Below are 20,926 nucleotides of genomic sequence, written 5' to 3' on the forward strand. Positions count from 1 at the left end.
CCGTTCCGCGTAATTCTGGGTTGCTTCGTTGCGTGAGCATTGCGCCTGACAGTCACCTCGTTTTCTCGAAATACGGGACCAACCTTCCCGCAAACAGCCGATAGCTCGCCGTAACTTTGTCGCCGATCGCAAGATCATTGGCGCCATGGGCCATCATGCGAAAGCCCTCGGCCGCATCGACCAGCACGATATTGTAGGGAACGTGGGCGCGGGTTTCCGGCGTCGCGGCGCGGCAGACCAGCGACGTCGCATAGACCATCGCTCTCCCGCTGGCGCGCTTCTCGACCGGATCAGGTGCGCCACAGGCGGCGCAGAAGCTGCGGTGAAAATACTGCGCCTTCCCGCAAGCGCCGCAGGATTGATAGACGATGGCCTCGGCGCCCTTGGTCCAGTCGGCGAGTTTTTCGCTCATCGCACCCGCTCCAGGAACATGCTGACGTGTGACGACAGCACGCCGCCATCGCCATGCAACAGCGCGATCGAGGCATCGCGAACCTGCCGGGGGCCGGCACGCCCGGTCATCTGCAGATGCGTCTCGACGAGATGGGCCATCGCGCCACCGACGCCGCAATGGCCGTAGCTCAAGAGACCGCCATGGGTATTGAGCGGCATGGCGCCGTTGCGGCCAAAATGCCCTGCCCGCACCCGCGCGGCCGCCTCGCCGCGCCGGGCAAGGCCGAGATCCTCCAGCAGCATCGCCAGCGTGATGGTGAAGCTGTCGTAGACCGCGGCGTAACGCACGTCCGAGATCGCGAGACCGGACGCGGCCTTGGCCTTGGCGACAGCGATTTCGGCACCGAGTTCGCTTAGAGCGGGCATGGCCGTGACGTGCTGATGGGTATGCGCCTGCGCGCAGCCACGCACGCGAATGCCGGTCGAGCCGGTGCGCTCGCGGCTGACGACGAACGCCGCGCCGCCATCCGACACCGGGCAGCAATCCAGCAACTTCAGCGGCATCGCCACCGGCTTTGAGGCCATTACGTCGGCCACGGTGATTTGTTCGTGGAACTGGGCACCGGGATGGGTCAGGGCGTTGGCGCGCATCAGAACCGCGAACTCGGCGAGATCTTCCTCGGTGACGCCGTATTCGTGCATGTAGCGCGAGGCGACGAGGCCGTAATAGGCCGGGATGGTCGGCCCCAGCGGCACCTCGTAATCGGGGTGGCCGACCTGCGCCAGCGCCTGGATCGAGGCATCGCGGCTCTGGCCGGTGAGACGGTTTTCGCCGCCGACCACAAGCATGTGCCTTGCGACACCAGCATCGACCAGATGGTGCGCCAGCATGGTCATGGCGAGGCCGGTGGCGCCGCCGACCTGCACGGCATGTGCGTAGGATGGCTGGATTCCAAAATGCTCGGCGAACACGGTTGCGAGCATGATATGCGGCGACACTGTCGAGTAGCCACAAAGAATGCCGTCGAGCTCGGATCGCTTCAGCCCGGCGTCGGCAATGGCAAGCTCGGCCGCCTGGCTCATGAGATCGAGCGAGGACGAGCCTTCGTGCTTGCCATAGGACGTCAGTCCGACGCCGGTGATGAAGCTCATCCTGTCACCCCGCTCGAACGCAACGCGCTCGGCATGCATAGATCGTCATTGCGAGCGAAGCGAAGCAATCCACTTCTCCGTGCGGGGATAGATGGATTGCTTCGTCGCTTCGGCGCAAAATTGCTCTGCAATTTTGTCGCGAGCTCCTCGCAATGACGGCATGATGTCGTCCTCAATACGACTTCGGCAGCCCCAGCACCTTCTCGGCAATAAAACTGAGAATGAGCTGCGGGCTGATCGGCGCGATGCGCGGGATCAGGGATTCCCGCAAATAGCGCTCGACGTGATATTCCTTGGCGTAACCGAAACCGCCGTGGGTCATCACCGCCTGCTCGCAGGCGTGGAAGCCGGCTTCGGCGGCGAGATATTTCGCGGCGTTGGCGGCCGGACCGCACTGCATGCCCTGGTCGTATTGCCAGCCGGCCGAGAGCACCATCAGCCACGCGGCCTCCAGTTCCATCCAGTTCTTCGCTAAGGGGTGCTGGATGCCCTGGTTCATGCCGATCGGACGATTGAACACGATACGGTTCTTCGCATAGGCCGCGGCCCGCGACAGCGCGACCTGCCCCAGGCCCACCGCTTCCGCCGCGATCAGGATGCGCTCGGGGTTCATGCCGTGCAGGATATATTCGAAGCCACGGCCTTCCTCGCCGAGGCGGTCATCGACCGGAATTTCAAAATTCTCGAAGAACAGTTCGTTGGAATCGACAGGCTTGCGGCCCATCTTTTCGATCTCGTGCACGGTGACGCGCTGCTTGTCGAAATCCGTATAGAACAGGCTTAAACCGTGGGTCGGGTTCTTCACCTCTTCCAGCGGCGTGGTGCGCGCCAGCAGCAGGATCTTGTTGGCGACTTGTGCCGTTGAAATCCAGACCTTCTGGCCGTTGACGACATACTTGTCGCCCTTGCGCACCGCACGGGTTTTCAACTGCGTGGTGTTGAGCCCGGTGTTGGGCTCGGTCACCGCGAAGCAGGACTTGTCGCGGCCGTCGATGATCGGCGGCAGCATGCGCGTACATTGCTCCTTAGTGCCGAACACGACGACGGGATTGAGCCCGAACACGTTCATGTGCACGGCGGACGCACCCGACATGCCGGCCCCGGATTCCGCAATCGTCCGCATCATGATTGCAGCGTCAGTGATGCCTAACCCCGACCCGCCATATTCCTCAGGGATACAGATGCCGAGCCAGCCGGCATCCGCCAGCGCGCGGTGGAAGTCGGCGGGGTAGCCGCCTTCCTTGTCCTTCTTCAGCCAATAGGCATCGTCGAAGCGCGAACAGATTTTGCCGACCGCGTCGCGGATCGATTCCTGGTTGGCGGATAGCGCGAAATCCATGTGTCCGTCCTATGTGTTTGGCACGGCCTTGGTGACACCCTCGCGCACCAAAGCGGCAATTTCGTCCGCCGAGAAACCCGCTTCGCTGAGGATTTCCGCGCTGTGCTCGCTGAGGCGCGGCGCCAGCCGTTTCGTCTCAACCGGCGTTTCGGAAAATCGTGCCGATGGCCTCATGTTGCGGATGCGACCCTCGGTTGGATGATCGACGACCGGGAAGAAATCGGTCGCCACGATGTGGGGATCGCCGAGCAGGCTCTCGAGATCATGCATCGGCATGACCGGCACGTCGGCCTTCTCCAGGATAGCCGACCATTCGGCGGTGGTTTTGGTCTCGAGGATCCGCGCCAGCTCGGCATAGACAGCGTCGATATTGGCGGCGCGGCCGGCGAAGGTCGCAAATTTCGGATGGACGCGAAGGTCGTCGCGCCCGGTGGCATCGAAGAAGTTCTGCCACTGCTTGTCGTTGTAGACGATGACGCAGATATAGCCGTCGGAGGTCTTGTAAGGCCGGCGATCCGGCGACAGGTGCCGGGCATAGCCGCCCTTGTCGAGCGGCGGCTCATAGGTGAGCCCGCCCATGTGGTCGCCCATCACGAAACCGGCCATGGTTTCGAACATCGGAATATCGACGCGCTGGCCGCGCCCGGTCCGGTTACGATCGACGAGACTGGCGCAAATCGCGCCCACCGCGGTGAGCCCGACGATACGGTCGACCAGCGCATTGGGCACATAGCGCGGCACACCGTCTGCCGTTTGCGCCATCAGCGCCGGCAGTGCAGTCGCGCCCTGGATCAGGTCGTCATAGGCGGGTTTTGCTGCATAGGGCCCATCCTGGCCGAAGCCGAACACGCCGGCGTAGATCAGGCGCGGATTGATTTTCGCGACCACGTCGTAGCCGAGGTTCAGCCGCGCCATCGCCTGCGGGCGCACATTGTAGACCAGCACGTCGGCGGATTTGATCAGCCGCAGCACGGCGTCACGCCCGGCGGGCTTCTTCAAATCGAGGCAGATCGAGCGCTTGCTGCGGTTGGTGTTGAGGAATACCGGCCCCATGCCGGGATGACGGGTCGGCCCGATCTGCCGCGTCACGTCGCCGTCGAGCGATTCCACCTTGATGACGTCGGCGCCGTAATCGCCGAGCATCTGGGTGGCATAGGGCCCCATCAGCACGGTCGTCATGTCGATGACCTTGATGCCATCCAATGGTCCCATGGATCAGCCTGCTCCCGAATTGTCGTTCCGGCCAAGTAACGGCAGCGGATTGGGAAGATCAAGCGCGCCCGGCGTATGGACGTATGCACGGGACACCAACAATGGATGTCGTCCCTGCGAACGCAGGGACCCATACGCCGTGTAGGCGGTGATTGCGGAAAGCTTTAGTTACTTTCGCCGTAACAGGGGTGCCTCCAGCCTCCCACTGTGGTTATGGGTCCCTGCGTCCGCAGGGACGACGAAAGTAGTGCTGGTTGGAGGTTACTTTTTCGACCTGGCGTCGCGTTCCCGGGTCAGCCGTTCCAGCTCTTCATTCTGCTGACTGAGCCGGTCGGCGATGCGCGCTTCGTTCCGTTCGCCGGAGGCCGCGGCAGCCTGTTCGATCAACTGGCGGATGTTGTCTTCCAGAATCCTGATCCGGTTGTTCAGTTCTGCCTCTGACATCGAACTTTCGTTGCTCATAATGCACGCTCCGGAAAACTGTTGGGTGGGCAAAGCCACCGGGTCGCGCGAATGCGCGCCCGATGACAGGCTCCGCGTGCCCACCAGTCTCACCTCTCGGCACTCATGGTGGGCACGGCGCAAGCGCGCCTTTGCCCACCCTACGATAGCACGTTCGCGGCTACTTCGCGGGCTCCAGCACGGAGACGTAGTTCGCCACCGCCGCGCCGCCCATATTGAAGATGCCGGCAAGTTTTGGATTATTGAGCTGCATGCCTTCGGGCGCCTGGCCGACGAGCTGCATCGCGCTCATCACGTGCATGGAGACACCGGTGGCGCCGATCGGGTGGCCCTTGGCTTTCAGGCCGCCGGAGGGATTGACCGGCAGCTTGCCGTCTTTCTGGGTCCAGCCCTCCAAAATCGCGCGGGCGCCCTGCCCGCGCGGCGTCAGGCCCATCGCTTCATATTCGATCAGTTCGGCGACGGTGAAGCAGTCGTGGGTTTCGACAAAAGAGAGATCCGAGAGTTGAACGCCGGCCTGCGCCAGCGCGCGCTGCCAGGCCACCGTGCAACCTTCGAACTGCAGGATGTCGCGTTTGGACATCGGCAGAAAATCCTGCGCGTGCGCGGTGGCACGGAAATTCACCGCCTTGCCCATCGTCTTGGCGGTTTCGGAATCCGTCAGCACCAACGCTGCCGCGCCGTCCGACACCAGCGAGCAGTCGGTGCGCTTCAGGGGGCCGGCGACATAGGGGTTCTTCTCGCTCTCGGCGCGGCAGAACTCGAAGCCAAAATCCTTGCGCATCTGCGCATAGGGGTTGGCGACGCCGTTCTTGTGGTTCTTGGCCGCGATCATCGCCAGTGCGTCCGACTGGTCGCCATACTTCTGGAAATAGCTTTGCGCGATCTTGCCGAACACGCCGGCAAAGCCGCCGACGGTGTCGCCATCCTCGGGCAGATAGGACGCCTTCAGGAGGTAGCGTCCGATATCGGCCGACGGCGTCCGCGTCATCTGCTCGACACCGACCACCAGCACGATCCTCGCGGCGCCCGAGGCGATCGCCCGGATACCCTGGTGCACCGCCGCCGAGCCGGTGGCGCAGGCATTTTCGACCCGTGTAGCCGGCTTGAAGCGCAGTTTCGGGTCGGCTTGCAGCACCAGCGAGGCGGTAAAATCCTGCGGTGAGAAGCCCGCGTTGAAATGCCCGAGCACGATCTCGTCGACGTCTTCGGCCGCTATGCCGGCATCGGCAAGCGCATCGGTCGCAACCTTGACCACGAGGCTCTCGACGGTTTCCGCGTCGAACTTGCCGAATGGCGTGTGCGCCCATCCGACGATGCTGGCTGTCATGGTCGTTCTCCCTATTTCGGTTCTGAAGGCTTATGTAGCCTATCGGGGAACAGACTTCACGCCGGTTTCAGCGTTTTCATGGCCCGCGCGCACATGGCGGTTATGCCAGCCCAGTTCCCGGACCGGATCTCCGCCGCCGGACAAAGCCAGGAACCGCCCACCGCCACCACATTCGGCTCAGCCAGCCAGGTTGCGGCATTGGCCTCTCCGATACCGCCGGTCGGGCAGACCCGGATATTCGGAAACGGCCCGGCCAGCGCCCGAAGTGCCTTGATACCGCCGGACTGTTCCGCTGGGAAGAATTTAACGATGTCGAAGCCGGCCGCCAGCGCCTGCATCAGCTCGGAAGCGGTCGCGATCCCCGGGGCAAATGGCAGGTCGCTCGCGGCGGCGGCTTTCAACAGCTCCGGCGTCGCGCCCGGGCTGATACCGAATTTGGCCCCGAGCGCGCGCGCCCGCGCCAAGTCGTCGGCGTTCAGGATCGTGCCGATACCGACGATGGCGTCCGGCACCTCGGCGATCATGGCCTTGGCGGCGTCTGCGGCGACCGGCGTCCGCAAGGTCACTTCCAGCACACGTACCCCGCCCGCAACCAGCGCGCGCGCCAGCGGCACCGCGTCCTCGAACCGCTCGATGGTGAGCACCGGGATCACAATCGCGGACTTGAAGATCGTGGCGAGTTGTTCCTGCCGTGCGGCTGCGGTCATGGAGATGCCTTGCGAGAATGAACATGGTTCGGGATGAGGCCGGACGGCATCTCCGCACGCGGAATGATCGCGCCGGGATGACATACCACAACGCCGGCCAGACGATGCCCGGCCCGTGCAGCTTCAAGCGGATCCGTGCCCACAAGGCGCGCGGCCACATAGGCCGCAGCGAAGCTGTCGCCGGCCGCTGTGGTATCGACGACGGGCGCCTCCACCGGCTTGGCCTTGATCGGATAAGGCACGCCTTCCAGACGCACGATGCTCGCCGGCTCCGAAAGCTTCAATACCACCTCGGCGCCCGGAATCCGCGCCAGCAAGGCTTCGTTGGTCACCCCCGGATAGAGCGGCAGCAAATCCTCCGTGGAAGCCAGCACGATATCGGCTGTGGCAAAGGCCTCCTGAAAAACGGCGCGCGTAACATCGAGATCGGGCCAGCCGCGGGCGCGGAAATTGGTATCGAAAGCGAAACGCGCCCCATTGTCGCGCGCGCGGTTGAGAGCTGCAAACAGCCGCGTCCGCCCCTCCGCACCATATAGCGACAGCGTGATCGCCGAGAGATAGATCACGTCATAGCCAGCGAGCGCATCAAGGATCTCCGGTGTCTCCGGCAAATCCATCAGGTTGCGCGCGGCGGCGCTGTCGCGCCAGTGAAAGAACCGGCGTTCGCCCTTGTCGTCGGTCTCGATCATGTAGAGACCCGGCAGTTTGCCGGGCAGCCGAACCACGCGCTCCGTCCCGACACCCTCCGCGGCCCAGCCTGCTATCATCTCATCGCTAAGGCTATCGTCGCCGAGCGCGGTGATGTAGTCGGCGCCGGCGCCGAGGCGCGCGAGATAGACGGCGGTATTGAGCGTATCGCCGCCGTAGCCGCGCGAATACAGGCCAGCCTCAGCCCCTTCGGCCTGTTTCAGCTCGACCATACACTCGCCGATGCAGGCTACCTTGCTCATGACCGCATTCGCGTGAACTGGCGTGCAATCAACTCAGGCCGCGAACTTGCCGCCGAGTTCATCCTCGATATGGATCCGGATAATGTCGTCGAACGTCTTTTCCGCGGTGGTGAAGCCGAGCTTCAGCGCGCGGTCGGTGGAAAAATCCCGCGGCCAACCAGAGACGATACTGATGATGGTCGGATCGGGCACGCGCTTTATGCGCGCGGTGACGTTCTTGCCGGCGACGCGATCGAGTGCTGCGATCTGTTCGCCGACCGTCACCGACATGCCGGGCATGCTGAGGTTACGCCGCGGCCCCATCGCGTCGAGATCCATGGTGCCGGCGTGGACCAGAAAGCCCACCGCCGATTTCGGCGAGGCGTGCCAGTGCCGCACGTCTTCGGAGACCGGCAACACGGCCTCCTCGCCGGCGAGCGGCTCGCGAATGATGTTGGAGAAGAAGCCGGAGGCCGCCTTGTTCGGTTTGCCCGGCCGCACGCAGATCGTCGGCAGGCGGATCGAGATGCCGTCGAGCAGGCCCTTGCGGGTGTAATCGTTGATCAAGAGTTCGCAGATCGACTTCTGCGTGCCATAGCTCGTCAGCGGGGTATGGAAGAATTCGTCGCCGATCTTTTCCGGGAAAGGCGCGCCGAACACTGCGATCGAGGACGTGAACACCAGCCGCGGCTTGTAGCCGCCGCCGGCGTGGCGGATGGCATCGATCAGGTATCGCGTGCCGTCGAGATTGATCCGGTAGCCCTTGTCGAATTCGGCCTCGGCCTCGCCGGAAACGATCGCGGCGAGATGAAAGATCACATCCGGTCGGTGGGCGATCAGCGGCTCCGCCGCGCCGGGATCGGCAAAATCGGAAGCCACGACTTGAATCGGGATCGACGCGTTGGGCTTGGTGGGCGCCACCACGTCCTGCAGCGTCATTCGGGTGATGTCGTGCTTGCCGAGGCGACCGTCGCGCAGCAACCGTTCGGTCAGCTTGCGGCCCACCATGCCGGCGGCGCCGAGAATCAAAATGTGCAAGACCCCTACTCCCTCTTCATACCTGGTCGTCCCGGCCTTGAGCCGGGACCCATACGCCGCGGCCGATGCAATCAAGATGGGATGGTTGACGGCTTCGTCTCAACAATTGCCGCCGGTGGTTATGGATCCCTGCTTTCGCAGGGACGACAGCGATAGTTTTGCTATTTCTTGATGCGGACCTTACGCGCTCACTCTTTCACGGCTCCCGTCATGGCCGACACATAGTGCTCGACGAAGAAGGCATAAAGGATGACGAGCGGCAAGGAGCCCGCCAGCGCACCCGCCATCAGCGAGCCCCAGCGATAGATGTCGCCATCGACGAATTCGTTGACGATTGCGACCGGCACCGTCTTGTTGGAGGTCGATTGCAGGAACGTCAGCGCATAGATGAACTCGTTCCAGCACAGCGTGAAGCAGAAGATGAACGCCGAGATCAGCCCGGGAATCGCCAGCGGCAGCACGATCTTGATCAGGATCTGCCAACGGCTGGCACCATCGATCAGCGCGCATTCCTCCAGCTCGAACGGGATGGTTTTGAAGTAGCCCATCAGCAGCCAGGTCGAGAACGGGATCAGGATGGTCGGATAGGTCAGAATCAACGCCATCGGCGAGTCGAACAGGCCGTACTGGAACACGACGGTCGCCAGCGGAATGAAGAGGATCGACGGCGGCACCAGATAGGCCAGGAAAATCAGGCCGCCGACCATATTGGCGCCCTTGTAGCGTAGCCGGACGATGGCATAGGCCGCGAGCACGCTCGCGATGATCGACAGGATGGTGGCGCAGACCGCGACATACATCGTGTTCCAGAGCCACATCGGATAGTGGCTTTCGAACAGGAGCTTGTAAAAGTGCTTGAAGGTCGGATTCCAGGTCCAGAACGGGTTGTACCTGTCGAGATCGAGCAACTGCTCGTCCGGTTTGATCGCCGTCAGGCCCATCCAGTAGAACGGGAACAGCAGCACGATGACGATGATCGACAACGGCAGATAGAGCGTCACCAGCCGGCGCGGCACCGACTGCAGATAGCTCATGCCTTCGCTGTGATCGTCCTTCGCGATCGTTGGCGCCGAGCCATGCAGGACGGCCTTGAGATCGATCCGTGAGGTGGGGAGATCAGTCATTGTTTTCCCCTTGCTGCCACTTGCGGCGCTGCAGGCCGAACCAAGACACCATGATGGCGGCGAGGAGGAACGGGATCATCGCGCTCGAGATCGCCGCGCCCTCGCCCAACTGACCCGCGATGATCGCGCGCTGGTACGACAGGGTCGCCATCAGATGCGTGGCATTGACCGGGCCGCCCCGCGTCATCGCCCAGATCAACTGGAAGTCGGTGAAGGTGAACAGCACCGAGAACGTCATCACGACGGCGATGATCGGCGTCAACAGCGGATAGGTGATGAAGCGGAACATCTGCCAGCGCGACGCGCCATCGAGCGTCGCGGCCTCATAGAGCGACGGCTGCACGGTCTGCAGGCCGGCGAGCAGCGTGATCGCGACGAACGGCACGCCGCGCCAGATATTGGCGAAGATTACGCAAATGCGGGCCCAGGTCGTGTCGCCGAGGAAATTGATGTTCTGGGTGATCAGGCCCATCTGCTTCAACGACCACGAGATGATCGAGAATTGAGAATCGAAGATCCACCAGAATGCCAGCGCCGATAGTACTGTCGGCACGATGAAGGGAATCAGCACCAACGCGCGCAGCATCGCCTTGAACGGCATGTTCTCGTTCAACAGCAGGGCCAGATAGAGCCCTATTCCGAATTTGATGGCGCTCGCGATAAACGTGTAGAGAAGCGTGTTGAATACCGAAAGCCAGAAGATCGCGTCATCCCACAGCCATTCGTAGTTCTCGGTCCCGACAAACTGCCCTACCCGGCCAATACGTGTATCCGTGAATGAGAGCCAGATACCAAGGCCAAGCGGATAGGCCAGAAAGAAGATCAGGAAGGCCAACGCGGGCACCATGAACCAGAAGCCCAGCCAGTTACGGTTGTGCTTGAGCTGGTCCCACGCACTGGCCTCGCGGATCTCCGTCTTGGCGCGTCGTGGCGCGATTGCGATGTCAGCCATGCCTGATGTCCCGATTACGGCTTCTTGCTGCGCGTGACTTGCCGGAAAGCCGTCCTCACTTTTCCGGATCACGCCTGTATTGACAGAGCGGACGGCGACGTTCGCCGCCCGCTCCGGTTTTGTCAGCGATAGATGCGCTTCAATTGCCGTTCGGCTTCCGCGATCGCCGTCTTGGCATCCTTGGCGCCGGTGCAGTAGTTGGCGAACATGTCGACCACGATGAAATCGGCAATCGCGGTTGCCGCCTTCTCGCCGGGCGTACCGATGCCGGAGGCCGGCAGCGCGCGCTTGCTGGCCTGAGCAAACACCGCGTTCTTCGGATCCGCGGTCCAGACCGGCGCCGAGTCATAGGCGTTCAGCGTGTGGGTCAGATAGCCGCGCGCTCCGGAGAGCCACTTCTCGAAGTTTTCCTTCTCCAGCATGAAGGCTACGAACGCCTTCGCCGCATTCGGATATTTGGTGAAGTTGAACGCCAGGATCGGAACCGCGAGCTGCAACTCGGTCGGCTTGCCAATCGGACCCACCGGCCACAGGGCATGGTAGGTGTCTTCGGCGAGATCCTTCTTGCTAGCATCGTCCTTGGCCGCGACGTAGATCGAGATGCCATTGGAGGTGACATAGAGTTCGCCAGCCAGGAACGCCTTGTTGTTCGAGGAGTCGTTCCACGACGCAACCCCCGGGATGAACGTGTCCGACAGCGCCTTGCAGTACTCCAGAGCCTTGACCGTTTCTGGCGAATTGATGCTCACCTTGTCGCTCTTGTCGACAGTCCAGGCGTTATGGCCCCAGAGGATCCAGTGCAGCCAGGCGTTGGCGTCGCCGGAGGCGTGCCCAAGCGCAAAGCCGGCCGGCATGTTGTTCGCCTTCAGCGCCTTGCACATCTCGAGGAAGCTCGGGAAATCCTTGGGGAATTCCTTGAAGCCGGCCTTGTCAGTCGCCGACTTGCGGTAGGTCATGTAGCCGCCAACAGTGGCGACAGGAATGCCAAGCCAGTCATTACCGAGCATGCAGGTCTTCTGCGCCGCATCGGTCCAGCCGCCATATTTCTTGCCGAGATAATCGGCAACATCGTTCAGCTTCAGGACCTTGGTTGGGAACAATTGCGGCAGCGTGTGCAGACCCCAGGCGAGGTCGAGGCCCGAGCCGGTGTTGGCGGCAACGGATGCCTTCGGCTGCACGTCCTCGAACGACTCCGAGAACACGTTCATTTCGGTGCCGGTCGCGGCTTTGAACGCGGCCACCATGGCGTTGAAGGCCTCGTCCTCCGCCGGCACGAAGCGCTTCCAGCGCATCACCGTGAGCTTGGCGCCCTGCTCCGCCTTCCAGGGCGAAGCCTGCGCCCAGGCCTTGGCGAAATCGAGCAGTGCGGGTCCGGTCAGCGCGCCCGCGGCTGCCAGCGCGGTGCCGCCTTGAAGCAGCGAGCGGCGAGTAAAGTCCTGCATAGTCCATCCTCCCTTTGAATATTTTTTGGTTATTGCTCAGCCCATTTGATTATTGCTCAGCCATTCAGTCGCTTGCCGGTCGCCTCGTCGAACAGATGCACGAGCGCCGGATCCGGCTTGAGCCGGACCTTGTCGCCCGGACTGAATTGATGCCGCTCGCGGAACACGGCGACCACCTGCTCTCCGCCGAGCTTGGCGAAGACCTGGGTTTCCGAACCGGTCGGCTCGACCACGACGATCTCGGCTTCGGCGCCATCATCGGCGATGGTGAAATGCTCGGGCCGCACGCCGTAAACCGCCGGCTGGCCGTCCGAATTGGCGGGCGCCGTCGTCAGCGGCAGCTTGACGCCGTTCGGGCCTTCGAAACCGGCGACGCCGTTCGACTTCACCTTGCCTTTAAGGAAATTCATTGCCGGCGAGCCGATGAAGCCCGCGACGAACTGGTTGGCCGGGGTGTCGTAGAGTTCGAGCGGGGTGCCCATCTGCTCGACGATACCGTCATGCATCACCACGATCTTGTCGGCCATGGTCATGGCCTCGATCTGGTCGTGGGTAACGTAGACCGTCGTGGTCTTGAGCCGCTGGTGCAGTTCCTTGATCTCGGTGCGCATCGCCACGCGCAGCTTGGCGTCGAGGTTGGACAAGGGCTCATCGAACAGGAACACTTGCGGATCGCGCACGATGGCGCGGCCCATGGCGACGCGCTGCCGCTGGCCGCCCGACAATTGCCGGGGATAGCGATCGAGCAACGGGGTCAGCGCCAGGATTTCCGCGGCGCGCTTGACGCCAGTCGAGATTTCCTCGGGCTTGGCGCCGCGCAGCTTGAGCGAAAAGCCCATATTGTCGGCGACCGTCATGTGCGGATAGAGCGCGTAGTTCTGGAACACCATGGCAATGTCGCGCTCTTTGGGCTGGACATTGTTGACCACGCGATCGCCGATCGAAATCGTGCCGGAGGTGATGTTTTCGAGGCCTGCGAGCATCCGCAGCAAGGTCGACTTGCCACAGCCGGAGGGGCCGACGAGCACGACGAACTCACCATCCTCGATCGGAATCGACACGCCGTGCAAAACTTCAAAGTTTCCGAACGACTTGCGCACGTCGCGAATCTGTACCGACGACATCGAACTCTCTCCCCTCATTTTCTGTTTTGTGGCGCCACAGACGGGCGACGACGCCATGCTGTCTTTTCGACTCTAATGCCGGAAGTCGAATTCAACGGTCATTATCATCCGCAGTTTGGCGGCTTTTAGCAATCCGATGGTAGCGCTGTCAATAATTGTTCAAACGTCTAATTTGTTGTGATATGAGCGCAAGATGGGACGAAAACAGACAAAGTCTGGCAAAATCCGCCTCACCGAGGTCGCAAAGCTCGCTGGCGTCAGCCCAATCACGGCATCACGTTTTTTCAGGAACCCCGAAGCGCTGTCGCTTAGCAAGCGGGAACGCGTCGACAGCGCCGTGAAGGAACTGGGTTACGTACCCAATCTCGCTGCGCGCGCCCTCGCTTCGCACCGTACCGAAGTCATCGGCGTCGTCATTCCTTCTCTCACCAACAACGTGTTCGCCGATGTGTTGCGCGGCATCTACGATTCCTCCGAAGGTAGCCGCTACACCATTCAACTTGCCAACACGCGCTACAGCATCCTGCAGGAGGAAAAGCTGCTGCGCCTGTTTCGGGCGCAGAAGCCTGCGGGATTGATCGTCACCGGCATCAACCAAACCGCGGAATCGCGCACGATACTGGAGTCGATGAATTGCCCGGTCACGCAGATCATGGAGATCGGCGACAGTCCTGTCGACATGATGGTCGGCTTTTCGCACTACGATGCAGCTTCTGCGGCGATTTCGCACATCCTCGAGCAGGGACGCCGCCGCATCGGATTTCTCGGTGCGCGAATGGACCCCCGCGTGCAGCGGCGGTTCGAAGGGTATCGTGATGCCATGAAAGCGGCCTCGCTGTTCGACCCGAACCTCATCGTCACCACTTCCGTACCCACAACCGTCACGCTTGGCGGAACACTGTTCGCCGACCTCCTTGCCCAGACGCCCGATATCGACGCGGTCTTCTGCGTCAATGACGACCTCGCGCTCGGCGTTCTCTTCGAATGCCAGCGTCGGCAGATATCGATTCCCCGTGACCTGGCCATTGTCGGCTTCAACGACCTGGAATTCACCGCCGCCGCGGTCCCCTCGCTCACCAGCGTGCGAACCAATCGCTATGAAATGGGCCGGCACGCCGTCACCATGGTGATCGACGCGATCGAAGGCCGTCGCCCCCAGACGCCGGTGCTCGACCTCGGCTTTCAGTTGGTGGTCCGTGAAAGCTCAATGCGACAAAGCACCGTGATGGCCGGGTCTGTGGGCATAGATTGAGCGCGGATAGAAAATGGTAGCGCTATCTTTTGGCCCGAACTAAGATCGGTTGCCCAGTAGGACACGGGCGAAGCGCGTTGCAGCGGATGAAATTTTCAGCATGGTGCAATCGCCGCCGTGATTTTAGCCGCCCATGAGCTTGCAGTGCGGGAGGAACCAATGAAAAAGAACGACAACAAGACTGCCACCAATGGCAAGAGCCGAAGACTACGTTCCCTCGAGTGGTTCGATAATCCGCATAATCCGGGAATGACGGCGCTCTATCTTGAGCGCTACCTCAATTACGGCCTGACCCGGGAGGAATTGCAATCCGGCAAGCCGATCATCGGCATCGCCCAGACCGGCAACGACCTCTCCCCGTGCAACCGCCACCATCTCGAACTGGCGCATCGCGTACGCGAGGGCATTCGGGCCGCCGGCGGCATCGCCATGGAATTCCCGACGCATCCGATCCAGGAGACCGGCAAGCGGCCGACGGCGGCGCTCGACCGCAACCTCGCCTATCTCGGCCTGGTCGAAATCCTGTTCGGCTATCCGCTTGACGGCGTGGTGCTGACCACCGGCTGCGACAAGACCACGCCGGCCTGCCTGATGGCGGCGGCGACCGTCAATCTGCCCGCGATCGTGCTCTCGGGCGGCCCGATGCTGAACGGCTGGCACAACGGCGAGCGCACCGGTTCAGGCACCATCGTCTGGAAAGCCCGCGAGATGCTGGCCGCCGGCGAGATCGACTACAACGGGTTCATCGAGCTCGTGGCCTCCTCGACCCCCTCGGTCGGCCATTGCAACACCATGGGCACCGCCTCGACCATGAACTCGCTGGCGGAAGCGCTTGGCATGTCGCTGCCGGGCTGCGCGGCGATCCCGGCGCCGCATCGCGAGCGCGGCCAGATCGCCTACGAGACGGGCAAACGGATCGTCGAAATGGTCTGGGAGGATCTCAAGCCCTCCGACATCCTGACCCGCAAGGCGTTCGAGAACTGCATCGCGGTGAATTCGGCGATCGGCGGCTCGACCAACGCGCCGATCCATATCAACGCGCTGGCGCGGCATATCGGTGTCGAGCTCTCGATCGACGACTGGCAGAAGCACGGCCATGACATCCCGCTCTTGGTGAACATGCAGCCGGCCGGCTTCTATCTCGGCGAGGAATACCATCGCGCCGGCGGCGTGCCGGCGGTGGTGCGCGAATTGATGGCGCACAAGCGCATCCACGAAGACGCCGTCACGGTCAACGGCCGCACCATCGGCGACAACTGCCGCGAGGCGCCAAAGCCCGACGGCGACGTGATCTGGAGCTACGACAAGCCGCTGGTGAAGGATGCAGGCTTCCTGGTGCTGCGCGGCAACCTGTTCGATTCCGCAATCATGAAGACCAGCGTGATTTCAAAGGAATTCCGCGACCGCTATTTGATCAATCCGAAAGACCCGAATGCGTTCGAGGGCCGCGCCATCGTGTTCGAAGGCCCGGAAGACTATCACCACCGGATCGACGACCCCTCACTCGATATAGACGAGCACTGCGTCCTGTTCATCCGCGGCGCCGGGCCGATCGGCTATCCCGGCGGCGCCGAGGTCGTCAACATGCAGCCGCCGGCGGCGCTGATCAAACGCGGCATTCTTTCCCTGCCCTGCATCGGCGACGGAAGGCAGTCCGGCACCTCGGGTTCGCCCTCGATCCTCAACGCTTCGCCCGAGGCCGCCGCCGACGGCGGCCTGGCGATCTTGCGAACCGGCGACAAGGTTCGCATCGACCTCAACACGGGCGATGCCAACATCCTGATCTCGAGCGATGAATTGAAGAAGCGCCGCGCCGAGCTGAAGGACAAGGGTGGCTTCCCCTACCCGGCCCACCAGACGCCGTGGCAGGAGCTCTACCGCTCGACCGTCGGACAGCAGGCCACCGGCGCTTGCATGGAGCTCGCCACGCGTTATCAGAATATCGCCGGCACGGTCGGCGTGGCGCGGGACAATCACTAGTTAGCGCCGTCATTGCGAGCGAAGCGAAGCAATCCATGCCTCCGCGCAGGAAAAAATGGATTGCTTCGTCGCTTCAGCGCAAAATTGCTTTGCAATTTTGTCGCGAGCTCCTCGCAATGACGAAGAACAAGAGGAAAAGAAAAACATGTCAGATCGACTGAAGGGAAAGCGCGCTGTTGTCACCGCCGCAGCGGCGGGCATCGGCCGGGCATGCGCAATAGCATTCGCGCGCGAAGGCGCCACGGTGATCGCCACTGACATCAATGAAAGCGGCATCGCCACCCTGGACAAGGAAGGCGTCGCCGAGACGGCACGACTTGACGTTCGCAGCACCGCCGAGGTCGTCGCCTTCGCCAAGCGCATTGGAAAGATCGACATCCTGCTCAACGCGGCGGGCTTCGTGCACCACGGAACCATCCTGGACTGTTCGGAAGAGGACTGGGACTTCTCGTTCGACCTCAACGTCAAATCCATGCACCGGACCATCAAGGCATTTCTGCCGGCGATGCTGGCGGGCGGAGGCGGCAGCATCGTCAACATCTCGTCTTGCGCGGCGTTGAGGCCACCGGCCAACCGTTATGTCTACAGTGCGTCCAAGGCGGCGGTTTCGTTGCTCACGCGCGCGGTTGCGCTCGACTTCATCACCCAGGGCATCCGCTGCAACAGCATCTGCCCCGGCACCGTGGAGACACCCTCGATGCTCGATCGCGCCGCGGCCGTCGGCCCGCAGGGCAAAGAGATGTTCATCGCTCGCCAGAAGATGGGGCGGCTGGGCACCGCAGAGGAAATCGCGGCCATGGCGATCTATCTTGCGAGCGACGAAGCCGCGTTCACCACTGGTGTCGACCTCGTCGTCGATGGCGGCTACATGCTCTGACGTCCACGCTGTCAAAGGGTTCGAGCATGAACAAGATCGATCTGAACGGCCGTTGCGCCGTCGTCACCGGCGGAGCGCAGGGTTTTGGGCGCGCGATCACCGAACGCTTCGTCGCATCGGGTGCGAAGGTCGCGATCTGGGATTTTGACCTGCCGCTCGCGGAAAGAACCGCGAAGGAAATCGGCCCGGCCGTATCCGCCTTCAAGGTCGATGTCTCTGACTTCGCCGCTGTCGAGAAGACCCGCGACGAAACGCTGACGGCGCTCGGCAGGATCGACATCCTCGTCAACAATGCCGGCATCGCCGGCGTCAACAAGACGGTCTGGGAGACCGACCTTGAGGAATGGCGCAAGGTGCTGCGCATCAATCTCGACGGCCCCTTCATCTGCTGCAAGGCGGTAGTGCCTGCGATGCTGCAGCAAAAATACGGCCGCATCGTCAACATCGCTTCCATCGCCGGCAAGGAAGGCAATCCCAACGCGGCGCATTATTCGGCCTCGAAGGCCGGCCTGATCGCGCTGACCAAGTCGCTCGGCAAGGAACTCGCGCAGCACGACATCCTCGTCAACGCGGTGACGCCGGCGGCGGCGAAAACCGCGATCTTCGACCAGCTCACCCAGCAGCATATCGATTTCATGCTGTCGAAGATTCCGAAGGGGCGCTTTGTGCTGGTGGAAGAACTCGCGGCGATGGTGGCGTGGCTGTCGTCGGAGGATTGCGCGTTCTCGACGGGCGCGGTGTTCGATATCTCGGGCGGCCGGGCGACGTACTAGGAGCGGCCATGACCAGAGAAGGCGGATGCCTGTGCGGCGCAGTCCGGTTCAAGACCGAGGGCGAGCCGCTCAACGTCCGCATCTGCCATTGCCGAAACTGCCAGAAGGCGATGGGCTCGCCGTTCTTTGCCCGTGCGCTGTTCGACCAGCGGGCACTCTCGGTCGAGGGCGAAACGGCGTGCTACCCGTCGTCGGAGGCGCTCGACCGGGTGTTCTGCAAGATTTGCGGCACCAGGCTGTTTTCTAGGCGAACCAACGGCACTGTGGTCGGCGTCGCGCTGGCGGCATTTGACGACCGCAACGCCTTTGCACCGACCGAGCACATCTGGGTCTCGGAAAAGATGGCCTGGGTTTGCCTCGACGACGGCCTGCCGCAATATCAAGAGACGGTTCCGTAGCCCGATGGAGCGCTAGCGCAATCCGGGATCGTTCGCATGCGGATGGACCGATCCCGGATTGCGCTTCGCTCGATCCGCGCTACGATGCCACGCAAAGCGAGGCAGATCGATTGAACATCTCACTCTACGGCATTTCGGTCTGGATTCTCCCGCTCCTGATCGCAATCACCTTCCACGAGGCCGCTCACGCCTTCGTGGCATACCGGCTCGGGGACAAGACCGCTTGGGAGCTCGGCCGGGTCAGCTTCAACCCCTTCAAGCATATCGATCCCTTCGGGACCGTCATACTCCCCGGCGTTCTGCTGCTATCGCATTCGCCGTTCCTGTTTGGCTATGCCAAGCCGGTCCCGGTGAATTTCCGGAACCTGAACCATCCCCGGCTCGACATGGTCTGGGTGGCGCTGGCCGGCCCCGCCACCAACATCGCCTTGGCGCTTGTCACGGCTTTGGCCTTCCACGCCCTGCCTCTAGTGCCGGCGGAAGCTGCCAAATGGACGGCGGACAACCTCAAAAACGCCTTCCTGATCAATATCGTGCTGGCGATTTTCAACATGATGCCGATCCCGCCGCTGGACGGTGGCCGGGTCGCCGTCGGACTCTTGCCGCGGGTGCTGGCTTACCCGCTGTCGCGGCTGGAACCGTATGGGATGCTGATTTTGATCGGCCTTCTGATCCTGCTTCCCATCATCGGCGCGCAGCTCGGCCTAAATCTTGATGTTATTTCGGCGATACTGCGGACACTGACCGGTTATGTGATCAGCGCGCTTCTCTTCATCACCGGCAACGCTTAAGCTTCAAATAGAAACGAACCCACAAGGGAAGAACCGACCCGGACCATGGCGACCAAAGCTGCCGATATGTTGATCGCACGACGCGCCGATACCCGCGCGAGGGCAGATTTTGCAACCTGGAAAATGCTGGCCAAGCTCAACGGCTTCACCGCCCTGCCCGCCGAGGCGCAAAACTTTCTTGAAGGCTACAGGCAGTTGCTCCTTGCGAGGATGACCGAGGCGGACGCTTCCGAGGCCACCATCCAGCTCATGTACAAGAGCTACTATGCGGAGATGGGCGGCTCCGGAACGCCACCCGAGATTCCTTCGCGCGCGAGCGAGCCGGCCACTGACAGCGGCAACGTCACCGCCTTCCGCCGTCCGGCCCCCCGGCCAAAACAACAGGTCGCATCCGGCCAAGCGGCAAAGCCGCGGCTGCCGGTGGCCCTGATTTTCATCTGCCTCGCCATCGTCTACGTCAGCATCCGCTACTTCTGGCGCTGAGCTTCGAACAAAATGATTGCGTCGGCCCCGCTGGATCGATGCAGCGACCATGGTGCCGAATCCACCCTCTCCCGCTCGGAAAGAGGGCGCGGCTTTCACGGCCACGCCGCGTAGGACGGACCGCTGCGTGCGTGCTCCAGTCGTATCTGCCGGCGATAGCTGCCCGGTGATGCGCCGCAATACTTGCGGAAGAAGCGATTGAAATAAGCGGGATCGCGGAAACCCAGGCCATATCCGATCTGCTCGACCGGAAGATCGAGCTGCTGCAGACGCGTACAGGCCTCGCGGACCAGGCGCTCGTGGATGATCGCGCGCGGGCCGCAATTTTTCTCTCGCTGGCAATGGGCGTGCAGCTTGTCGGACGTGACGCCGAGCGCGTCCGCATAGCGCGCCACCGGCCAGCCGTCGCGGTAATGCAGTTCGACCATTTGCAGGAAATTGCCGACCAGCGCCGGACCACCGCCACGCGCTGCAACCTCGTGACGCTCATCATGCGAGGCGCTGAGCCGGCAGAGTTGCAGACACAGTAACAGCAGATGTGAGGCGATCAGCGTCGCGCCGCCGAAGCCGGGCGCGCGCAACTCCGCCGCGATCGCGCGGCAGGATTCGGCGATCGTGTCGATATGTGGAGAAAGCGTCTCGCCGGCAACCAGCGCAGCGCGCTCAGTGGTTCTGCGCAGATGCAACGCCTCGGCGCTGCCCGCGATAATCTTGATCAGGAAGGCATCGTCCACCGACAACAGGAAGCCACGCGCGCCGGGACCAACGTGCAGCGCTGCATCGGTGCTGCCCGGCAGCCAGAGCAGCGCCGGCGCTTCGAGCGCGACACCGGTCCCGTGCCATGAAGCCCGGCCGCGGTCCGATTGCAGCAACAATAGATGCGCCCGGCGCTCCGCCTTCTGGCGGATGACCCACGATCGAGCCGCCAGGGCGGCCGAAAAAACCTCCGCGCGTACCGCCAGCGCGACGCCGACCGGCAGTCCGTTCAGCCCAGGTGATGCCGACATGCCCAAATCTCTTAAGTAATTCGCTCCTGAGACAATCCGCCGCCAGTGAAGCGGAAGGTTTGCCAGAAAAGTACAATCTTTCCCCGGTTTCGTCCAATTCCAAGCTTCCGGCAACCTCCCCTAACGTCAGGCGATCATGAGCGCCAGTTCAATGGCGCCGG

Annotated in this window: 21 protein-coding genes; 7 read left to right on the plus strand and 14 right to left on the minus strand. The window is 62.4% G+C overall.

Features of this window, described 5'->3' with window-relative positions; all coding sequences use genetic code 11:
• Positions 1 to 52 precede the first annotated feature (52 nt).
• The 13 genes from V1278_RS25465 to V1278_RS25525 all read right to left on the minus strand — a co-directional run bounded on the left by V1278_RS25465 (position 53) and on the right by V1278_RS25525 (position 13,204).
• Positions 53 to 412, minus strand: coding sequence for a Zn-ribbon domain-containing OB-fold protein (locus V1278_RS25465; protein ID WP_334382567.1), 360 nt, complete (start codon positions 410 to 412; stop codon positions 53 to 55).
• Complete coding sequence (locus tag V1278_RS25470) at positions 409 to 1,545, minus strand: thiolase family protein (RefSeq protein WP_334382568.1); 1,137 nt, start codon at positions 1,543 to 1,545, stop codon at positions 409 to 411. The genes V1278_RS25465 and V1278_RS25470 overlap by 4 nt, the downstream gene beginning before the upstream one ends.
• 172 nt (positions 1,546 to 1,717) lie before the next feature.
• The gene (locus V1278_RS25475) at positions 1,718 to 2,884 is read right to left on the minus strand and encodes an acyl-CoA dehydrogenase family protein (protein WP_334382569.1); all 1,167 of its coding nucleotides are present in this window, start codon (positions 2,882 to 2,884) and stop codon (positions 1,718 to 1,720) included.
• Between the two features lie 9 nt (positions 2,885 to 2,893).
• The gene (locus tag V1278_RS25480) at positions 2,894 to 4,096 is read right to left on the minus strand and encodes a CaiB/BaiF CoA transferase family protein (RefSeq protein WP_334382570.1); all 1,203 of its coding nucleotides are present in this window, start codon (positions 4,094 to 4,096) and stop codon (positions 2,894 to 2,896) included.
• 261 nt (positions 4,097 to 4,357) lie between these two features.
• The gene (locus V1278_RS25485) at positions 4,358 to 4,558 is read right to left on the minus strand and encodes a hypothetical protein (protein WP_065745194.1); all 201 of its coding nucleotides are present in this window, start codon (positions 4,556 to 4,558) and stop codon (positions 4,358 to 4,360) included.
• A gap of 160 nt (positions 4,559 to 4,718) precedes the next feature.
• On the minus strand, positions 4,719 to 5,888 hold the full coding sequence (locus tag V1278_RS25490; protein ID WP_334368307.1) for an acetyl-CoA acetyltransferase: 1,170 nt from the start codon (positions 5,886 to 5,888) through the stop codon (positions 4,719 to 4,721).
• Between the two features lie 56 nt (positions 5,889 to 5,944).
• The gene (gene eda, locus V1278_RS25495) at positions 5,945 to 6,595 is read right to left on the minus strand and encodes a bifunctional 4-hydroxy-2-oxoglutarate aldolase/2-dehydro-3-deoxy-phosphogluconate aldolase (protein ID WP_334382571.1); all 651 of its coding nucleotides are present in this window, start codon (positions 6,593 to 6,595) and stop codon (positions 5,945 to 5,947) included.
• Complete coding sequence (locus V1278_RS25500; RefSeq protein ID WP_334382573.1) at positions 6,592 to 7,545, minus strand: sugar kinase; 954 nt, start codon at positions 7,543 to 7,545, stop codon at positions 6,592 to 6,594. The genes eda and V1278_RS25500 overlap by 4 nt, the downstream gene beginning before the upstream one ends.
• A 33-nt stretch (positions 7,546 to 7,578) precedes the next feature.
• On the minus strand, positions 7,579 to 8,562 hold the full coding sequence (gene denD, locus V1278_RS25505) for a D-erythronate dehydrogenase (protein WP_334382574.1): 984 nt from the start codon (positions 8,560 to 8,562) through the stop codon (positions 7,579 to 7,581).
• 188 nt (positions 8,563 to 8,750) lie between these two features.
• Positions 8,751 to 9,686 carry a carbohydrate ABC transporter permease gene (locus tag V1278_RS25510; RefSeq protein ID WP_334382576.1) on the minus strand — a complete coding sequence of 312 codons (936 nt, stop codon included), beginning with the start codon at positions 9,684 to 9,686 and terminating at the stop codon, positions 8,751 to 8,753.
• On the minus strand, positions 9,679 to 10,638 hold the full coding sequence (locus V1278_RS25515; protein WP_334368303.1) for a carbohydrate ABC transporter permease: 960 nt from the start codon (positions 10,636 to 10,638) through the stop codon (positions 9,679 to 9,681). Before V1278_RS25515 ends, V1278_RS25510 begins: the two co-directional genes overlap by 8 nt.
• Positions 10,639 to 10,760: 122 nt before the next feature.
• On the minus strand, positions 10,761 to 12,080 hold the full coding sequence (locus tag V1278_RS25520; protein ID WP_334382577.1) for an ABC transporter substrate-binding protein: 1,320 nt from the start codon (positions 12,078 to 12,080) through the stop codon (positions 10,761 to 10,763).
• A gap of 56 nt (positions 12,081 to 12,136) precedes the next feature.
• The gene (locus V1278_RS25525) at positions 12,137 to 13,204 is read right to left on the minus strand and encodes an ABC transporter ATP-binding protein (RefSeq protein ID WP_334368301.1); all 1,068 of its coding nucleotides are present in this window, start codon (positions 13,202 to 13,204) and stop codon (positions 12,137 to 12,139) included.
• Between the two features lie 193 nt (positions 13,205 to 13,397).
• Between V1278_RS25525 and V1278_RS25530 the strand changes: the two genes are divergently transcribed.
• From V1278_RS25530 to V1278_RS25560, 7 genes are all read left to right on the plus strand, one after another.
• Positions 13,398 to 14,456: a LacI family DNA-binding transcriptional regulator gene (locus V1278_RS25530; RefSeq protein WP_334368300.1), complete on the plus strand. Its 1,059-nt coding sequence runs from the start codon at positions 13,398 to 13,400 to the stop codon at positions 14,454 to 14,456.
• A 159-nt stretch (positions 14,457 to 14,615) separates the two neighbouring features.
• Entirely contained in the window at positions 14,616 to 16,436 is a 1,821-nt protein-coding gene (locus V1278_RS25535) for an IlvD/Edd family dehydratase (RefSeq protein ID WP_334382578.1), read from the plus strand.
• Positions 16,437 to 16,581: 145 nt separating this feature from the next.
• Complete coding sequence (locus V1278_RS25540; protein ID WP_334382579.1) at positions 16,582 to 17,313, plus strand: SDR family oxidoreductase; 732 nt, start codon at positions 16,582 to 16,584, stop codon at positions 17,311 to 17,313.
• A gap of 26 nt (positions 17,314 to 17,339) precedes the next feature.
• On the plus strand, positions 17,340 to 18,086 hold the full coding sequence (locus tag V1278_RS25545; protein ID WP_334382580.1) for an SDR family NAD(P)-dependent oxidoreductase: 747 nt from the start codon (positions 17,340 to 17,342) through the stop codon (positions 18,084 to 18,086).
• Positions 18,087 to 18,094: 8 nt separating this feature from the next.
• Positions 18,095 to 18,484 (plus strand): GFA family protein, encoded by a 390-nt coding sequence (locus tag V1278_RS25550; protein WP_334368295.1) that lies wholly within the window; start codon positions 18,095 to 18,097, stop codon positions 18,482 to 18,484.
• Positions 18,485 to 18,594: 110 nt separating this feature from the next.
• Entirely contained in the window at positions 18,595 to 19,275 is a 681-nt protein-coding gene (locus tag V1278_RS25555) for a site-2 protease family protein (RefSeq protein ID WP_334368294.1), read from the plus strand.
• A gap of 66 nt (positions 19,276 to 19,341) precedes the next feature.
• A complete protein-coding gene (locus tag V1278_RS25560) occupies positions 19,342 to 19,758 on the plus strand; it encodes a hypothetical protein (protein WP_334384256.1) in 417 nt (138 codons plus the stop codon).
• Between the two features lie 95 nt (positions 19,759 to 19,853).
• Here V1278_RS25560 and V1278_RS25565 read toward each other — a convergent pair whose 3' ends face one another.
• Positions 19,854 to 20,765: a helix-turn-helix domain-containing protein gene (locus V1278_RS25565; protein ID WP_334382581.1), complete on the minus strand. Its 912-nt coding sequence runs from the start codon at positions 20,763 to 20,765 to the stop codon at positions 19,854 to 19,856.
• Between the last annotated feature and the right edge of the window lie 161 nt (positions 20,766 to 20,926).

The organism is Bradyrhizobium sp. AZCC 1577, assembly GCF_036924575.1.
GTDB lineage: Bacteria > Pseudomonadota > Alphaproteobacteria > Rhizobiales > Xanthobacteraceae > Bradyrhizobium.